The sequence below is a fragment of the Psychrobacillus sp. INOP01 genome (genome assembly GCF_018140925.1).
Lineage (GTDB): Bacteria > Bacillota > Bacilli > Bacillales_A > Planococcaceae > Psychrobacillus.
In genome coordinates, this window is record NZ_CP073315.1 from 921,503 (window position 1) to 940,717 (window position 19,215).

Consider the following 19,215-nt stretch of genomic DNA (forward strand, 5'->3'; position numbering starts at 1 on the left):
TGGAGTTCTAAAAGACCGATTACGTTAATTTATTTTCCAACAGCTCGTTACCGATTTGCTTATGACTTTCTACTTCTCTAGCCCTAGCAATATATAAATCTAAGGCTCAATGTAGATCTCCACTCCCTTTTATACAATGAAATGGTAGCAAAACCATTCTTAGGAAGGAGCACCGTAAATTATCTGTTTTATAAATTGCTATATAGCCTTTGATTTAAGCATTTATTTTAATTTCTATACTTACTATTAGGGGGAAGATTTCTATGTCTTTATTTACAAAGTGGGCTTTTGGAAACAGGGCAGCTGTAGCTGTTTTAACTGTTTTAATACTAGTTATAGGGGTGGTCAGTTATTTTAGACTACCTATGGAATTTCTACCGACTGCGGATAATCCGCAAGTCACTATTATTTCCATGGGTCAGGGTATTGACTCTAAAACGATGGAAACAGAAGTAACCCTTCCTATCGAAAGAGCAGTCACTGGGCTGAATGGGAAAACAACCCTGTATTCTACAACGGGAGATGGGTTTTCGAAAGTAGATCTGTTCTACGAGGCAGGATATGATATGAAACAGGCAAAACAGGACGTACAAGATGCTTTAAGCAGTATATCTTTGCCTACCTATATATCCAAGCCAACTATTTCTCAGTTAAATACATCTATGATTCCAATTGTCAATATTGCGGTCACCTTCGATGAGGGGTTAACGGAGGAAAATAAAGAATTTGCACGTAATGAACTGCAATCAATGTACCAAGAAGTAAAAGGGGTTTCTAAAGTAGATGTCTATGGTATAACAAACTCCATCATTTCTATTAGTATAGATGATGAAAAGTTAGAAGAGAATCAAATTTCTCTTCAATCAATTTTAGGTATTCTTCAAGGTCAAAATACTTCTGTAACAGTCGGAGAAAAGATCATCGATGGGAAAACAAGTAACATTAAAGTAATCGGCAATATTAATAGTCTAGATAAGCTAAAAGACATATCAGTTACCTCCGATGTAACACTAGGTGATATTGCAACTATTGAAGAAACTAAGGATTCCAACTTCATAAGCCGTTTTAATGGCATGGATAGCTTGGATATTAGCATTACAAAAGATAGTCATTCTAATGCAGTGTCTATTAGCAAGGAGATTGAAAAAGTAACAAACGAAATCAACGAAAAGTATGACCACCAGGAGTCTGTAATTTATATTTCCTCTACCGATTTGGTGGAAAATTCTGTTCATACGATGATAAAAGAAGTTCTTCTTGGTGCATTATTTGCAACGATCGTTATTATGCTATTTTTACGAAATATACGCTCTACTTTTATAACAATCATTTCAATCCCTCTATCACTTTGCTTTACATTATTTTTGCTTTCATGGTCCGGTGTAACATTAAATATTTTAACACTAGGTGGCGTAGCCGTTGCAGTTGGGCGACTTGTGGATGACAGTATTGTAGTAATTGAAAATATTTTCCGCAAGATGCAATCAGAAAAATTCTCTATCCAAATGATTATTGACGCAACTAAGCAAGTGGGAGTTGCCATAACTGCTTCTACATTAACAACAGTAGCCGTTTTCTTACCAATGAGTTTATTGAATGGGGGACTTCAGGAATTCCTTTTACCATTTGCATTAACGGTTACCTATTCTTTACTAGCTTCATTAATCGTTGCTTTAACGGTTGTCCCACTGATGAGTGCGGGATTATTGAAGAATGCTAAAATTCCTGAGCATAAACCAGCCGTTCGTTTCCCTAAAATGGTTACTTGGTCTTTAAACCATAAATGGATCATATTCTTAGTTTCTATCCTTCTCTTCGTCGGTTCTATAGGAGCTTACTTCATCATCCCTAAAGGGGCGGTTGATAGTTCGTCTGCTGACTATGTCAGTGTCACACTTAGTTATCCAAGTGATACACCAATTGAAAGAGTGAAGGAAAAAACAATTGAGTTAGAATCATCGATATTAGATATGGAAGAGGTTCAACACGTATTTGCTCAAGTTGGTTCTCCTCCTGAAGCAGCACAGTATGGGTGGGTGGGTTCCTCCACAGAAGCATCTTTTAGTATTTTGCTAGAGGACAAAAAAGATACGAACTTTATAGCCAAGGAAATGGAAAAGCAAAAAGACCAATATCCTGGTGCACTATTCGAAGTAAGTACAGCTTCTTTTATGATGGGAGGAGCTAGTACAAATATTACAATTGATGTTGTCGGAGAAGATATATCTGAACTAGAGGGTGTAGCGACAGCTATTAAGGAAAAGGTACAAAACTTGGACGGTGTAGAGGAAGTCACTACCAACCAGGATGAAAAGAAAACTGTACATTCACTAATTGTGGACCCTTCCAAAGGAAATACAGAACAAATTGCACAACAGTTAGCTGTCCTTTTAAACAAAACACCAATCGGAACAATTAGTGTAAACGACAAGCAAAAAACTGTTTTCCTTGAACCTCTTCTAGATACGGTAACACCAGAAGAACTTAAAGATATCCCTGTCATGACAAATGAAGGGATGGTCCCTATCTCCTCCGTTGCAACATTGCAAAGCGAAGAGAGATCAACTAACCAGGTCCATAAAGATGGAGATGCCTACCTTCGAGTAACAGCATCTGTTGATCCTTCCAAACTTTCAGAAATCGCTAGTGCAGTTAACTTAGAGATATTCGGAGATCAAAAGGATAAAGAAGGAATGGATATTCCTGAAAATGTCGAGGTTTTAATAGGTGGTTCGAGTAGTCAACAAGCTGAAGATTTTGCAGATTTATTCTTAATAATGCTTGTTTCCATTGGAATTGTATTCTTAATAATGGTCATTACTTTTAAGTCAATCAGAGCACCAATTGCCATTCTTTGCTCTCTACCATTAGCAGCAATCGGCGCCGTATTAGGAATTCTTATTAGTCGAATTCCAGTGGATATTACAGCACTCCTTGGTGCATTAATGCTCATTGGTATCGTCGTAACAAATGCAATTGTACTGTTAGACCGAGTAAAACAAAACGAACAAAAAATGATACTTCGCGATGCGCTTGTGGAGGCAGCTGCAACAAGAATGAGACCAATCTTCATGACGGCAATCGCAACCATCTGTGCAATGCTTCCTCTATTGCTGAAAAAAGCCGAAACAGGAAGCCTAGTATCACAAAGTCTTGCTATCGTTGTTATTGGTGGATTAGCTATGGCAACCCTCCTGACGTTAATAGTAATTCCATGTATTTATGAATTGCTTTATTTTAGAAAATCTAAGAAACAGCGAGTGGCTCAAGCAGCTGATCAAGAGGCTTCTTCTTAACAGCAACATAATAAAACCCAGACCATTGCTATCAAGCTGTGGTCTGGGTTTTTTATGTGTTTCTTGTTAACGCGAGGGTCTAGCTTCTTGACAATTAGAGCATTTTTTCTGATTGCTCCCTTTAAACTTCGTGAATGTTTTTTCAAAATTTGTACCACATGAACATTTAAATAGTAGTTTTTGTGAGTATCCTACATATTCTTTTGAAAGCAATGCACATTCTGAATTCTTACTAACATAATTTCTTATTTCATCTATCGTCCATTTTTTATTCATATCGACACCTCCGATGATGTGTATTATTTAAGTACAGGAAGAAACACTAAATGCCTTCCAATCAATTAGATTCTAGAATTCCAAATCTACCTCAGTGTGTTATTATACCACCACTTTATGAATTCTTGTACAATTATTAAAAGAAATGTTGTTTTTATCCTTGATACGTGCTATAATAGATTACTAACAACAAATATGTTTTGACATCCATACTATCGATTATAATATTAGTCGACATTAATGGGTGCCAAACCCGCAAGAGTTCTTTAGGAACAAAGAATTCTTTAGAAAAAAAGCATTATCTCTTTGGAGATAGTGCTTTTTTTATTTTCTATATTAAAGTTCTTGGTTGTTGCATTGGCATTACAATCATTTATTCCTAACAGAAAAACAATACTTCCCATTTACAATTATTAATACAAAACTCATTACAATAATAGAGAATAACTGAGAATGATTCGTAGTTACTGAATACAAAGTAGATAGTACAATGGCAATGAATAACGCAACATTCATTAAATTATAAGATTTATAGAATCCAATAAACATTACATGTTTTTCACCTTCATCTGCAATTTCTAAAATTTTTTCTTCATACTTGGAATCTGATATGTTTGGGATATTGCGTTCAGGATATATTAATCGGATTAAGTTTGTCATGTATATCGTAAACAAATAACTAAGTATCATAGTAACTATGGCAATAATCGTCAAGTATACACTTTGTGATGTAATAAGTGTTGTACATAAAACCAGCACCGATAATACAATACTAGAATGAATAAAAAATGAGTGATCAGCAAATTTTTTATATATTAATAAATCCACTTCATCTTCTTCATCCCCGTCAGCTTCAGTGTTATGCAGTTTTTTCACTTGCCAATATATTTTAAAGCTAACTCCTAGCAATATGACAATGATAAATAAAATAATTACAACAATCGCATCCGCATATTTGAAAAGGTCTAGCGTGAAATTATTTAACATAAGTGTTGCCACAATAAATCCAATTACAGCAGAGATTAAAATTTGTATCACCGTTTTCATTTATAATTCATCCTCCTCAATCAAAAATATACTTTCCACAGGTTCATTAAAAACACGTGCAATTCGAGCAGCGATTAATAAGGAAGGAATAAATTCTTCCCGTTCAATTAAACTAATCGTTTGCCTTGAAACTTTAGTAAGCTTGGCAAGCTGCGTTTGGTTCAACCCATCACGTGCCCTTAGTTCTTTCAGTCGAGTTTTCATATAGTATCCCCTCTCATAAATAAAGTGTAACAAAAACTAGTCAACTTGACAAGTATACTTGTCAAGTTGAACAAGCGTAATATCTGAGTAAAATAAAATGACCAATTGATGTTTGCGCATCAATCGGTCAAATATAGAGTAGTTTCACGTTTCTAGAAATTACTCATAATCAATATAAATAAAAATCACTACCCTTTCCATTAGGAAAGAATAGTGATTTATTAAATGTGGGAATTGCTTATATTACAAATGGATGTATTTCATTCTATAAAACCACTAAACTAAAGCTCTGTTTCTACTGTTGAATAACTAATTTCGAATTAGATAATCAAATGAGCCTAACGCTGCAGTTGCACCAGATCCCATAGAAATAATGATTTGCTTATGAATACTGTCTGTACAATCACCAGCAGCAAATACTCCAGGAATTGTAGTAGCTCCACTCTTATCAACGATGATTTCACCAATTCGATTTCTTTCAAGTGTTCCTTCTAACCAATCAGTGTTAGGAACTAGACCGATTTGAACAAATACACCAGCTAATTCAATGTGACTTTCTTCGCCTGTCTCTAGATTTACATAAGTAATACCATTTACTTTGTCGGTACCAGTAATTTCTTTTGTTTGAGAGTTTGTTAAGACTGTGACATTTGGAAGGGTGTGTAAACGTTTTTGTAGAACATCATCAGCTTTTAATTCTGAGTTATATTCAAGAACTGTTACATGTTTCACAATCCCTGCAAGATCAATTGCTGCCTCTATACCGGAGTTACCTCCACCGATTACCGCAACTTCTTTACCTTCAAATAACGGGCCATCACAGTGAGGACAATAAGCGACACCTTTATTTTTGAACTCTTGCTCACCAGGAACATTAATATTGCGCCAACGAGCACCAGTTGAAATGATTACGGATTTACTCTTAAGAATAGCACCATTTTCTAATTCAACCTCGACTAGGTCTTTCTTTTCTAAACGTTTTGCACGCTGTAGGTTCATAACGTCAATGTTGTATTCTTTCACATGCTCTTCAAGAGCTTGTGCAAGTTTAGGACCTTCTGTAGTTTTCACACTGATAAAATTTTCAATAGTAAGTGTGTCTAAGATTTGGCCACCAAAGCGTTCGGCTACAATTCCTGTGCGAATACCTTTACGTGCTGAATAGATTGCTGCACTTGAACCAGCTGGACCACCACCAATAACAAGCACATCGTAAGGCTCTTTTCCGGAAAATTCTTCAACGTCAGGTCCAATACCTAATTTAGATATAATCTCCTCAATTGTCATTCGGCCATTTCCAAAAGACTCGCCATTCATATACACTGCTGGTACTGCCAATATATCTTTGCTCTCTACTTCTTCTTTGAATGCTGCACCATCAATCATTGTATGTGTAATATTAGGGTTAAGAACACTCATGATATTAAGAGCTTGGACAACATCAGGGCAGTTGTGGCAAGTTAAGCTTACATAAGTCTCAAAGTGATATTCACCAGTAATCTTTTTAATTTGATCGATTACACTTTGATCTACTTTTGGCGCTCGTCCACTCACTTGAAGTAAAGCTAAAACTAAAGAAGTAAATTCATGTCCTAATGGAATACCAGCAAAAGTAACTGCCGTATGTTCTTCTCCAACACGGTTGATACTAAAGCTTGGTGTTCTGGTTAGTTCTACTTTTTCTACTGTAATTTTAGATGAAAGGGAAGCTAGCTCCTCTACTAGGGCTAGCATTTCATCTGAAACTTTGTCCGAACCTACACTTACTTTAAGAACGATATCGTTTTCAAGCAGTTCAAGGTACTGACTTAATTGAGATTTAATTTCTGTATCAAGTGCCATTTAGTTTCGCTCTCCTTAAATTTTACCTACAAGGTCAAGGCTTGGCTTAAGTGTTTCGCTACCTTCTTGCCATTTAGCTGGGCAAACTTCACCTGGATTGTTGCGAACATATTGTGCTGCTTTAATTTTGTTAATAAGAATACTAGCATCACGACCAATACCATCTGCATTAATTTCGATTGCTTGGATCACACCATCAGGGTCAATGATGAAAGTACCGCGATCAGCAGCACCCTCTTCTTCGATAAACACCTCAAAGTTGCGTGAAAGAACGTGTGCAGGGTCACCAATCATTGTATAGGTAATTTTGCCAATAGCGTCTGATGTATCGTGCCATGCTTTATGTGTAAAATGAGAATCTCTTGAAGCTGAGAAAACTTCAACACCTAAAGCTTGTAGTGCAGGATATTGATCTTGAAGATCTTCAAGCTCAGTTGGACAAACAAAAGTAAAATCTGCTGGATAGAAGCAAAGAACACTCCATTGACCTTTGAAATCTTGATCTGATACTTCAATAAAATCACCGTTTTTGTATGCTTGTGCTGTAAATGGTAGTACTTCTTTTCCGATTAATGACATAGTTAAATTCCTCCAAAAAATTAGTAATTATAATAATAATCAACAAGTATTAATTGTTACGTAGGCGTCGAATTTTGTCAACCAAAACACATCTGTATTTTGTGTATAAACTTTTAAAATATACTATACTAGAAAAATTTCCTTTTGATTTCATAGGATAAAAAAAGAGTTCGAAGTATTTAAGTATCGAAAAAGTGTTACATAATACCAATTGCATAATAATAATTTAGGGTATAAGTTAGTATTATAGTTCATCGAAAACCACATAATATTTTATAAGCCCGACTTCTGAAGCATGGTCAATACATTGGAATATTACTTTTAGTGAAGTTTTAAAAAAATTCACTGTTATTTACACTTTTTTAATACTGCAAATTACTTTCATTAAAGTCATATTTATAAAAATAGAAGTAAATCTTTTTTATTTTGTTCCCTGTGTCAGAAAAAAACATGAAAATCATACCATTCACATTGGCGTTTATAGCATAGTGTAGCTGCCTGACCCGTATCGTACAGGCCTTCGAAGATACAACTTCGGTCGTTCCCAGGCGTACAAAAATTTTTCATTTCTAAAAAAAACATCTCACCTTAAGTTAAAAAGTGAGATGATTTATTGTCTTGTATTCTAAATTAGTAACTCGATTCAACTTGTTCAAAATTAGAAAGATAGAACTCCAAAAACCCAAGATAATTACAGCTATTATAAGATAAAACTCACAATAATTGCTGTTAATACACTCACTAATGTTGCTCCGTATAAAAGTTTCAAGCCCATTCGCGCTACAACATTACCTTGTTTTTCGTTAAGACCTTTTACAGCACCTGAAATAATCCCGATAGAAGAGAAATTTGCAAATGATACAAGGAAAACAGATATGATCCCAATCGATCGTTCACTTAGATTTGATGCTAAATCATTTAAAGAGAGCATCGCTACAAATTCGTTTGTAACTAGTTTAGTAGCCATAATACCACCAGCTGTTACTGATTCGGAAACAGGAATACCCATTAAAATCGCGAATGGAGCAAAGACATATCCAATAATTTCTTGGAATGAGATTCCTAATACCATATCAAATATGGTATTTACTCCTGCCATAAGTGCAACGAATCCGATTAACATCGCCGCAACTACGATTGCAACTTTAAATCCATCCATAATATACTCGCCCAGCATTTCAAAGAAGCTCTGTTTTTCTTCTTGAACAACGAGGATATCTTCTTCTTCACTGACCGTGTATGGATTAATAATAGAAGCAATGATGAATCCACCAAATAGATTAACCACGATAGCCGTAACGACATATCTCGGTTCCACCATTGTCATATAAGCCCCAACAATAGACATCGAAACTGTAGACATCGCTGATGCACATAGTGTATACAGACGTTGAGACGATAATTGTCCAAGCTGCTTTTTCACCGTGATAAATACTTCCGATTGGCCAACAATAGCAGATGCTACCCCGTTATAAGATTCCAATTTACCCATACCGTTTACTTTACTGATTCCCCAACCCAACCACTTCATAATGAAAGGAAGAACTTTAATATACTGTAGAATTCCAATTAGCGCTGATATGAAGACGATTGGAAGTAAAACAGTTAAGAAGAAAGGAGCCTGTCCTTCGTTCGTAATGCCACCAAATACAAAATTGATTCCTTCAGCAGCGAAATCTAATAATTTTGTAAATACGGCAGCAATTCCCTCAATAATAATTAACCCAAATTTGGTGTTCAGTAATATAAAAGTTAAAACTAATTGCAAAACGATCATCTGGATAATTGGTCTGATTTTTATTTCTTTACGATTGCTACTTGCAATCCAAGCAAGACCCAGAACAACAATTAAGCCAAGGATTGAGATAATATAATTCATTGAATGCCTCCACAAAGATGTATTGTTTAAAGGTTGAACGTCTGACAACTATTCAACTCACATAATAAGTATACCTGCATTACTCATTATGTCCAAATACAATGTTTACATGTTGATGAAGGAAAAGTATATTTTTTGTAAGCGGTTCACCATTTTGTAACACCATAACCGGCATTCATTTGAAATTAACCATGATAGACTATTTTTTTATGACCTGAACTAAAAGTAAGTGATATTTTATTTGCGTTAAAGGAATAAAAATATTTGGAAAATCCGTTTTGATAGGTATTGTACCATCATTGTTCATAGTAGGTGTAACATGGATAGGAAATGCAAATTAGTTCTTGTTTCAAGTGTATGTAATCAACCATCTAAGCCAAGTAAACAGTAACAAGTAGACAAAGAAATAGGCAACTTCTTGTTCAAGTTGAACAGAAGTTGCCTAATTTCATGTAACATAGCTGGAATACGCTAATAAATTTAATTTTTTTAGTGCAAATACAATCGATGGAATAATCATTATTTGTATTATAAGTCCTGGTAGGGCTGTCACAAAAGCACCCGCAATAAATGCTTCAAAACCAAAAGGCATGTTTGCTAGTCCCATAAAGAATGTACTTGAAATACCCATGATGATTCTTCCGCCAAGCATTGCTAATAAAAGGGAAGGAAGAACTTTTCCCTTCGTCACTTCATATAATATACCCGTTAATAGTCCATAGGTTGCTAGCTCAGCCATCATCGATACCCCGATTGGAAATAGAGGAGGCATCCCAGTTAAGATGGATGATAAAAACGGTAGAACAATACCACAAATTGCTCCATATTTATAACCACAAATAAAGCCGCAAATTAGTACCGGAATATGCATTGGCAATAATACCGATCCTACATTTGAAATAGGTAATAGATGAAAAGCTTGTGGTAAAATGATTCCAATGGCAATACAAACGGCTGTATAAATTAATTTCTTTGTTGTATTATTGTTCAAATTATCTTACTCCCTTTCCTAAAAATGCCCTCTCCATTTGTCGTATCAATTGTTACATCACAATGATTCTCAATAGAGTATTCAGAAAAATATTTTTCTTCTAAGGGGATCCATTTCTGTTGAAATATCCCTAAACTTTCTATCCCATTTCTTTCTTTTATACGCGTTACCTGTATAGAAGAATCTACAGTCATAAATATTTTCACATCATAAATATCTCTTATCTTTTGATACAAGCTATACGTTCCTTCTATTATAAATAAAAATTTTTTTGGTAATTTCTGAAGTTCTTTAAAAGAATCCGTTGTACAATCATAGGACTGTAAGGCAATATCTTCTCCACGAGTAATAGGGATAATAACTTCTTCATTAAATCTTTCATAGTGAATATTTTCTCCCGCTTGCTGTAAACGTTCCTTTGTCCGTAACTGGACTGGCAGGAAAAAGTCATCCATCTGCACGATTTGACCGTTTAATTCATTGGCAAGAGTAGATGCAAAAGTACTTTTTCCACTTCCACATCTACCATCAATCGCTATAATAACAGTTTCCTTAATGGTAAGTTGTTGTTTAATATAGTGAACTAATTTATCATAACTCTCCATTTAAATAGTCTCCTTAAAACTTCGATGGCTGATATATATCCTTATTCACTGTAAATAACATTTCTTTTCCTTCTAACGCATTTACAATATTATTCATAGTAATATCTAGCATTCTCAAACGTGTTTCAATGGTAGCACTACCTATATGTGGTGTTGTCACTACATTTGGCAATGTTAATAATTCATGTGTTGCTTTAATAGGCTCTATTTCAAACACATCTAAGCCTGCTGCAAAGATTTTATTTTCCTTTAATATTTGAAATAAATCCTTTTCATTTACAACGGGACCTCTTGATACATTTATAAATATAGCTGTATTTTTCATCATGCTAAATTCCTCATATCCTAGCATATGTCTTGTTTGGTCTGTTAACGGAGCTAGCATTACAATAACATCCGATTGCTTCAGTAATTCTTCTAAGGAACAATAACGCGCCTCATATCGCTCCTCGCTCTCGTGATCTCTCCTACGATTGTGATATAGAATCTTCATTCCTAAACGATTTACTATATCTGCCAGTTCTTTCCCAATACGCCCCATACCGATTATGCCAATTGTAGAACCCTTAATGCGACTGCCTGCAAACATAAATGGTCCCCAAGCTTTCCATTGTCCATTCCGTATAAAATCCATACTTTCTCTGATTCTTCGGGAGCATGTATACATCAATGCTACAGCGAGCTCAGCAACTGCCTCGGAAAGTACATCTGGTGTATGACCAACTGGAATACCTTTTTCAGTTGCTATATCAATTGCTATATTGTCGTAACCAACCCCCATTGTTGCAACTGCCTTTAGATTTTTAGCTACATTAAAAAATTCTTCATCGAGCTGATCTGCAACATTCGTATAAATTGCTTCTACATCAGCTACTTTTTCTAATAATAGCTGGCGAGGCATCGGAATATTCTCTTCCTCCCACATTACAACCTCATATTTCCCCTCAATATATGGCGCTAACAATTCTCTTTGAAATGCTCTCGTGAACAATATCTTTTTCATATGTTCCTCCATCGATTAATATTCTTTAGCCACAATACACGTTAGAACAGGCTTATAAAAAAAGCTCACTTAGATTTTTTTCCAACTAAGTGAGTTCATTATGATTAAAATGCTTCATCTAATAATGCTACTAAATTATCTTTTGTCAGCACACGTGGATTATTTCGAGCTAGACGTTTAATTTCCAACGTTTTTTCTGCAATTCCTTCTAACTCATCCTGTTTAATCCCGATTTGTGATAACTTGATTGGTAATCCAATACTTTCATTTAAAGAAATCAGGTAATTATATAAAGCTTTAATTTTCTCATCTAATATTAAGTTTTCGTCACCTTTAACTAGTAAGCTATATAGTTGTGCAGTTTTGTCAGGATTCATTTTTGCATTAAACTTCACCACATAAGGTAACAGTAAGCCAATAATTTCTCCATGTGGAGATTTTGTTTTTCCACCGATAGGATAAGCAATTGCATGGGCTAGTGCTGTACCAGAATTTGAAAATGAAATACCTGCTAATAGGCTACCAAGAAGCATGTTGTCACGTGCATGAATATTGCTTCCTTGATGAACAGCAATTTCCAAATTTCCTCCAATTAGGTCAATAGCCTTTAACGCAAGCGGCTCTGTTAATGGAAAAGCACCTTGGAACACTGCTCTTTCTCCCTGTTCAAATGTATAGAAAGGCTTTGCTGTATAAGCCTCAATGGCATGCGCTAATGCATCAATCCCTGAACAGGCTGTTACATAAGGGGGTAATCCTAATGTTAAGGTCGGATCAATTAGCGCGATTCTCGGTCTCAAATAGTTATCAGTTAGTCCTACCTTTAGCTCAAGCTCCACATCATTAATAACTGCAACTGTAGTTACTTCAGAGCCTGTCCCTGCTGTTGTTGGGATTGCGATGATAGGAATTACTTCTCCTGGCACCAACTTTTTCCCATCATAATAATCACGCGGTGAGCCACCATATTTCAATAATAGTGAAACAATTTTAGCAAAATCAATTGAGCTACCTCCACCAAGTCCTATTATTAAGTCAAAACTTGTTTGCTCTCTTAATTTTTCATACGCTGTTACAACCGCCTCTAATGTTGGCTCTGGAATCGCCTCATCAAATACAGTTACTATAAATGATTCATTTTTTAATGGCGCTAAAACCTTTTCTAATATCGGTGTACTTGCTATGCCTTTATCTGTAATAACTAAAATACTTTTATAGTTAAAACGCTTTAATACTTCTGGAATTTCTAATACAGCCTCATTCCCAAAAATAATTTGTTGAGGTCCCAAAAACTCCCAAATACTTTTCATGACTTCTCCCCTCTCGAATTAGTTAACATGAATATTAATTAATTTTAAATCTGTCATTTCTTCAATAACATATTTTGGACCTTCTTTTCCAATTCCACTGTCTTTAACCCCACCGTATGGTAAGATATCAACTCGATATGTAGAGGTCTCATTAATATTAACTCCACCTACTTGTAGCTTTTTCACTGCTTCCATTGCTACAGATAGATTTTCAGTAAATATACCTGCTTGTAAACCGAACCGAGAATTATTGGCATTTTTAATCGCTTCATCTATAGTTTTATAAGGAATAATTGTAATGACAGGAGCAAAAACTTCCTCACAAACAATCTTCATCATATGATTTACATTCGTTAAAACAGTAGGTGCAAAAAGAGCACCAATTCTCTTATCTCCTGTTACAATAGTTGCTCCTTCTTTTACAGCTGCTTCAATCCACTGTTCTGTACGAATTGCTTCATCCTCATTAATCATTGGTCCGATATCCGTATCCTCTTCCAGTGGGTCACCAACTTTAATTGTATTCACAATTTTTTTAGCCAGTTCTAAACTTTTTTCATATAAATCCTCATGCACATAAAGACGTTGAACCGAAATACAAGCTTGTCCTGCATTTGAAAAGCCTCTGCGAATGCAAGCATCCATTGCATAGTTAAAATCTTTCACATCATGATGAATAATATTTGGCGAATTGCTTCCAAGCTCTAATACGACATGGCGAATACCTGAGTTATTTTTTAAAAATTGCCCAACATCAGGACTTCCCGTAAAAGTATAGAAGTCAATGCGAGGATCTTTGACTAATTGCTGTCCAATTACACTACCTTTACCATTTACAATATTTAAAAACCCTGCAGGCAGTCCTGCTTCAAGTAAAGCTTCCCCAATGAATGCAGCAGAAACTGGCGTTGCTTGTGCTGGCTTTAGTACAATTGTATTGCCAGCAGCAATTGCAGGTGCAATTTTGTGACAAGTTAAATTGAATGGGAAATTAAACGGGGTAATCGCACAAACTACCCCTTTCGGAACACGAATACTAAATGAGACTTTCCCTTCATTTCCTGGCTGTCCTTCAATCGGCATTCCCTCACCAACAATACGTTTTGCTTCCTCAGCTGAAGCAATGAATGTTTGAATACCCCGGTCTACTTCCTGACGTGCTTCCTTAATTGGCTTTCCAACTTCTTGTGCAATAGCTAAGCTAATTTCCTCTTTACGACGAGCAAATACCTCTGCTGTTCTCATTAAAATTTCATAGCGCTGTACTATGGACAAAGTTTCTTTTTCAAATGTTTCTTTTGCAATGGTGATTGCATCATCAATAGTTTTTCCATCTGCATAAGACACTTTTGCGATAATATTTTTATTGTATTTATTTTGAACGTCAAAAGTTTCTGCGCTAAAACACCATTCACCATTTAATAGATTTCCAACTTCCTTTACACTTCTAGCAACTATTTTCACATCATTCACCTCTTATCTTATGGTTAGATATTACATAAAAATATCCCGATATGTGAGTTGTTCTAAAACCTCATAATGCTTCTTTCCTTGCATGTCTAGAAGTACCTGCTCTGAGACATACATCTCTTCTAAGTTAAGTGTATTCGGTATTTGGATCAACTTTAAATCAGATGGGTCTTCCCTTTTCAATAGCTGAATGCTCGTTTTCAATGCTTCATGGACGTCTTTTAAGACCATTGGAATATAAGCTCTCTTTAAGAAAGTAGTTGTAATTGTATTTTCATTCATTTTTTTAAAATCAATTTTATGAAATAACTTTTCTGTCACAAAATCAGCTAAACCTATACCTAGTGCATTTCCATGGGATGATTCAGATAAATCATCCACAATAATAAATTCAATCATAGGCTTTAAGGGATCTTGCTGATTTTTTATATTAATTCGACCAATGACGTTTGTATCCATTCCTGTACCACTAAAGTTTTTTCCTATTTCGTTAATTACTAAAATATCAATCTCATCAACTGGTAACGTTGGGAGATTATTATTTGCTATTTCTAGTAATTTTGGCTCTGTCGAAATAATTTCATGAGTATGAACAGTTTTAATAGCACATGTATGCTCATAAGCATCTTCAATAATTGCAAGACCAAACAAGATTTTCCCAGAATTAAATACGATTTCCGCAGCATCTTTAATATGATTCTTCAAACCTTCCACACCATAAGAATGAATCGTCTTTGCCATTGCATGGTTCCCTAAGCCAATTGTCGACATTTTACTTAAACCGCTTTCATAAATTGCTGTGAAATCAGTGTGTTTTTTTATACGATTAATGATAATTACGCCATCACTTTCATAGCCAATTTTATCTGTATAAACCGGCACTCCATTTTTAGTTTCACCAAGTTTTACTACTTCCATTGATGAAAGAATTGGTACTCCACAGCTTTTTTCTGTAATTCCTAAGCTTTCTAATACTTCCAGTTGTCCTTCTGCTGTTGCACCACCATGACTTCCCATGGAAGGAATAATAAAAGGTTGTGCTCCATTTTCTTTTAAAAATTTGATAACCGACACAACGATTAGCCTTAAATTATTTATCCCTCTACTTCCCACGGTTAAGCCAATCTTTTTATCTCTTAAATGTTTCTCAGATAAATTCAATGCAGCTAATTGAAATAAAATTTCTTCTTCTAAATTCAATAACTCTTTATCTAAAAATATGTTTTTTATTTTATACATTTTTAATTCGCTAATCGCTTGAAATCGGGAATCTATCATTTTTCCTTTAATCTCTTTATTAATTCTTCAGTAAAATCTGTTGTTCCATATTTTCCACCTAGGTCAGGAGTTTTAATGCCATCAACTAATAAACTTTCAATTGTATCTAAGAGCAATGTAGCAATTTCTTTATGACCATAGTGATCTAACATAAGTTTTGTAGTCCATAATTGTCCAATCGGATTAGCAATATTTTTTCCTGCGATGTCTGGTGCTGAACCATGAACTGGCTCAAACATGGATGGGTATTTTCCGTTTACATTGATATTGGCCGCTGGTGCAATTCCAATGCTACCCATGATGGCTGCACCAATATCAGTTAAGATATCTCCAAACAAGTTACTTGCCACGATGACATCGAAAGATTCCGGTTTTGTCACAAAGTAGGCACTTAACGCATCAATATGAATTAGCTCTGTCTCCATATTTTGATGCTTTACTGCTACTTCACCAAATACCTTATTCCAAAACGGCATACTGTAAAATAAGCCGTTTGATTTTGTTGCACTTGTTAGCTTATTGCCACGCGTTTTAGCTAATTCAAATGCATAATTAATCACATGCTCAGTTGCTTTTCGAGTAAACACATTTGTTTGAATTGCGATTTCATCTTCATCTTGGTGGATCAACCCACCAACTTGACTATATTCTCCCTCACTATTTTCACGTACAACCACAAAGTCAAATGGTACATCACTTCTAAGCGGAGACTGAATACCCTTTAAGCTTTTTACGGGGCGTAAGTTAATAACCTGCTGAAATTCACGTCGAATATTAATTAGTGCTCCCCACAATGCAATATGGTCTGGTACACGTTTTGGATCACCAATCGCTCCTAAAAAAATGGCATCATGATTCCTTAATTGATCGTAGCCATCATCTGGCATCATTTTCCCATGCTCCATATAATAATCACAGTTCCATGGATAAATTATTTTTTCAAACTCAATTCCACCATGAATATCTGCTAATACATCTAGCACTTTTAAACTTGCTGGCACAACCTCTTTACCAATACCATCCCCTGGTAAAACGGCTAAATTAATTTTCCCCATCCCATATATCCTCCTTATATTTTCCTAAATAAGTTTAATAGATAGTTATTATAGACCTCGTCCACCATCAACATTAAATATAGAGCCTGTTATAAACGAAGCATCCTCTGAAGCTAAATAAGCAATCATTTTAGAAATATCCTCTGGAGAACATAATCGGCCAATTGGCACAGAATCCTCATAAATTTTGCGTCCTTCAATTGGATCTAATCCACTATAAAATTTCTCTAGCATCGGCGTTTCCGCAGGTCCTGGATTAATAACATTCGCTCGTACCCCGTGTGGAGCAAGCTCCAACGCTAATGAACGTGTGAACTCAACTAACCCGCCCTTTGATGCACAATATGCTGATAAACCTGGACGCGGACGAACTGATGCAATCGAAGAAATATTAACGATATTCCCTTTCGTTACTTTTAAATATGGCACAGCATATTTTGATAATAAAAATGGCGCTTTTATATTGACCGCCATTTGTTTTTCCCAGAAGTCCTCTTCAACTTTTTCAATCTCAGTAAACGCCATTGGCATCCCTGCAATATTCGCTAAAACATCAATTTGTCCAAATTCTTCTACTGTTTCATCGATAATTTTTTTTGCAACTTCTTGCTTTGAAATATCTCCTGTAATGACTTTGCATTTCGCACCAAGATTTTCTACTAATACCTGTGTTGCTAATGCATTCTCCTCGTTAATATCTGCAATAACTACTGCTGCTCCTTCTCCTGCAAGCTCTAGCGCTGTTGCACGTCCCATTCCTGATCCTGCTCCAGTAATAATAACTACTTTATTCTCATATTTTTTCCCCATAATTCTTTCCCCATTTCTTAGTTATAATTTATAATAATTACTTTTTCATCTGTCATTTCCTTAATCGCATAAATTGGACCTTCTTTGCCTAGTCCACTATCTTTAACCCCTCCGTATGGCTGCCAGTCAGAACGATATGTTGATACATCATTAACAATAACGCCACCAAACTCTAATTCAGCAGACGCACGCATCACAAAATTTAAATCCGATGTAAATAATCCAGCTTGGAGACCGAACTTAGAGTTATTCGCTTCTTTAATTACTTCATCAATCTCCTCGTATTCAATTAGGCTAATAACTGGACCAAAAATTTCTTCACATACAACCTTCATTGAAGGAGTTAAATTCTTTAAAATAGTTGGCTCTATGAACGCACGATTACGCTTTCCACCTGTCACAACGATTGCGCCGTTTACAACTGCCTCCTCTATCCAACTTTCAACTCGTTCAGCCTGTCGTTCCGAAATTAAAGGTCCTACATCAGTAGTTACCTCTTCTGGATTTCCTACTACAAGAGCTCGAGCAGCATCCGTTAAATATTGTTCAAATTCTGCAAAAATATCTTTATGCGCATAAATGCGTTGAACAGAAATACAAGCTTGACCATTTAGTGTTGCTAAGCCTCTTGTTGCACAGAGTTGTGCAATATTTTTTAAATCCTCTGCATCCTTATGGATAATATTTGGAGAATTGCTACCTAACTCTAATGTTACTTTTCTTACACCTACAGAGTTTTTAATATGCGTTCCTACACCAACGCTGCCTGTAAACGTATACATATTAATGCGTTCATCATGAAGTAAATACTCGCCCGTTTTATGACCGTATCCATTTACCAAATTAATAAAGCCATTTGGTAAACCAGCTTCTTTGAAAATATCAATAATTTGAGCAACTGTAATAGGTGCTAACTCCGCTGACTTTAGAACAACTGTGTTTCCTGCTGCAATGGCTGGGGCTATTTTGTGTATTGCTAATGTGAACGGTAAATTAAATGGTGTAATGGCTGCTACCACACCAACAGGTACACGAACTGTATAAGCAAGCTTTTTTTCCTCCATTGTTTTGTTCGGAAGTGGTACACCTTGACCAAAAATTCTTCTAGATTCCTCCGCAGAGATGATTAAGGTTTCAATACCTCGATCAATTTCCACATATGAATCTTTTAAGGATTTCCCCACTTCTCTCGTAAGAGACAATGCTAACTCTTCTTTCCTTCTTCGAAGAATATTCGCTGCTTTAGATAAAATCTCATAACGATCCTGTGCAGAAAGTTTTATATTTTGAAAAGTTTCCTTCGCATTTGTTACCGCTTTCTTTACCATTTCTTCATCTGCACAATAAATTGTTGCCAAATGCTCATTTGTAAACTTATTTTCGACTATTAACGTTTCGCCCTCATAAATATGCTCGCCGTTTATAACATGGCCAATTTCTAGTAGCTTTGTTTGTTTAACCAAATTCCTCTCTCCTTTATTCGGAATTTTCTATCTAATTCAATTATATTTTATGTGTATCCTTACGTCAATACACATTGTATACAATTTGTATTAATGATAAGATAACT

16 protein-coding genes are annotated in these 19,215 nt (G+C 35.4%); 1 reads left to right on the forward strand and 15 read right to left on the reverse strand.

What is annotated here, in order from left to right:
* The first annotated feature begins 263 nt into the window (after positions 1–263).
* The gene (locus KD050_RS04690) at positions 264–3,296 is read left to right on the forward strand and encodes an efflux RND transporter permease subunit (protein WP_211895076.1); all 3,033 of its coding nucleotides are present in this window, start codon (positions 264–266) and stop codon (positions 3,294–3,296) included.
* 66 nt (positions 3,297–3,362) lie between these two features.
* Here KD050_RS04690 and KD050_RS04695 read toward each other — a convergent pair whose 3' ends face one another.
* The 15 genes from KD050_RS04695 to KD050_RS04765 all read right to left on the reverse strand — a co-directional run bounded on the left by KD050_RS04695 (position 3,363) and on the right by KD050_RS04765 (position 19,108).
* Complete coding sequence (locus tag KD050_RS04695) at positions 3,363–3,572, reverse strand: hypothetical protein (RefSeq protein ID WP_211895077.1); 210 nt, start codon at positions 3,570–3,572, stop codon at positions 3,363–3,365.
* 369 nt (positions 3,573–3,941) lie between these two features.
* On the reverse strand, positions 3,942–4,619 hold the full coding sequence (locus tag KD050_RS04700) for a DUF3169 family protein (RefSeq protein WP_211895078.1): 678 nt from the start codon (positions 4,617–4,619) through the stop codon (positions 3,942–3,944).
* Positions 4,620–4,823, reverse strand: a complete 204-nt coding sequence (locus KD050_RS04705) for a helix-turn-helix transcriptional regulator (protein WP_093269942.1) — start codon at positions 4,821–4,823, stop codon at positions 4,620–4,622. It lies immediately after the preceding gene.
* 309 nt (positions 4,824–5,132) lie between these two features.
* The gene (ahpF, locus tag KD050_RS04710) at positions 5,133–6,665 is read right to left on the reverse strand and encodes an alkyl hydroperoxide reductase subunit F (RefSeq protein ID WP_211895079.1); all 1,533 of its coding nucleotides are present in this window, start codon (positions 6,663–6,665) and stop codon (positions 5,133–5,135) included.
* 15 nt (positions 6,666–6,680) lie between these two features.
* Entirely contained in the window at positions 6,681–7,244 is a 564-nt protein-coding gene (gene ahpC / locus KD050_RS04715) for an alkyl hydroperoxide reductase subunit C (RefSeq protein ID WP_211895080.1), read from the reverse strand.
* A 700-nt stretch (positions 7,245–7,944) separates the two neighbouring features.
* On the reverse strand, positions 7,945–9,123 hold the full coding sequence (locus tag KD050_RS04720) for a NupC/NupG family nucleoside CNT transporter (RefSeq protein WP_211895081.1): 1,179 nt from the start codon (positions 9,121–9,123) through the stop codon (positions 7,945–7,947).
* A 448-nt stretch (positions 9,124–9,571) separates the two neighbouring features.
* Positions 9,572–10,114, reverse strand: a complete 543-nt coding sequence (locus KD050_RS04725) for an ECF transporter S component (protein ID WP_211895082.1) — start codon at positions 10,112–10,114, stop codon at positions 9,572–9,574.
* On the reverse strand, positions 10,111–10,719 hold the full coding sequence (locus tag KD050_RS04730) for a uridine kinase family protein (protein ID WP_211895083.1): 609 nt from the start codon (positions 10,717–10,719) through the stop codon (positions 10,111–10,113). The genes KD050_RS04725 and KD050_RS04730 overlap by 4 nt, the downstream gene beginning before the upstream one ends.
* A gap of 13 nt (positions 10,720–10,732) precedes the next feature.
* The gene (locus tag KD050_RS04735; protein WP_211895084.1) at positions 10,733–11,722 is read right to left on the reverse strand and encodes a 2-hydroxyacid dehydrogenase; all 990 of its coding nucleotides are present in this window, start codon (positions 11,720–11,722) and stop codon (positions 10,733–10,735) included.
* 104 nt (positions 11,723–11,826) lie between these two features.
* Complete coding sequence (locus KD050_RS04740; RefSeq protein WP_211895085.1) at positions 11,827–13,032, reverse strand: hydroxyacid-oxoacid transhydrogenase; 1,206 nt, start codon at positions 13,030–13,032, stop codon at positions 11,827–11,829.
* A gap of 18 nt (positions 13,033–13,050) precedes the next feature.
* Positions 13,051–14,496: an aldehyde dehydrogenase family protein gene (locus KD050_RS04745; RefSeq protein WP_235753916.1), complete on the reverse strand. Its 1,446-nt coding sequence runs from the start codon at positions 14,494–14,496 to the stop codon at positions 13,051–13,053.
* A gap of 30 nt (positions 14,497–14,526) precedes the next feature.
* Positions 14,527–15,780, reverse strand: coding sequence for a nickel pincer cofactor-dependent isomerase, group 22 (locus tag KD050_RS04750; RefSeq protein WP_211895086.1), 1,254 nt, complete (start codon positions 15,778–15,780; stop codon positions 14,527–14,529).
* The gene (locus KD050_RS04755; protein ID WP_211895087.1) at positions 15,777–16,835 is read right to left on the reverse strand and encodes a tartrate dehydrogenase; all 1,059 of its coding nucleotides are present in this window, start codon (positions 16,833–16,835) and stop codon (positions 15,777–15,779) included. Before KD050_RS04755 ends, KD050_RS04750 begins: the two co-directional genes overlap by 4 nt.
* A 48-nt stretch (positions 16,836–16,883) precedes the next feature.
* The gene (locus tag KD050_RS04760) at positions 16,884–17,645 is read right to left on the reverse strand and encodes an SDR family NAD(P)-dependent oxidoreductase (protein WP_211895088.1); all 762 of its coding nucleotides are present in this window, start codon (positions 17,643–17,645) and stop codon (positions 16,884–16,886) included.
* A 17-nt stretch (positions 17,646–17,662) separates the two neighbouring features.
* Positions 17,663–19,108, reverse strand: coding sequence for an aldehyde dehydrogenase family protein (locus KD050_RS04765; RefSeq protein WP_211895089.1), 1,446 nt, complete (start codon positions 19,106–19,108; stop codon positions 17,663–17,665).
* Positions 19,109–19,215 lie beyond the last annotated feature (107 nt).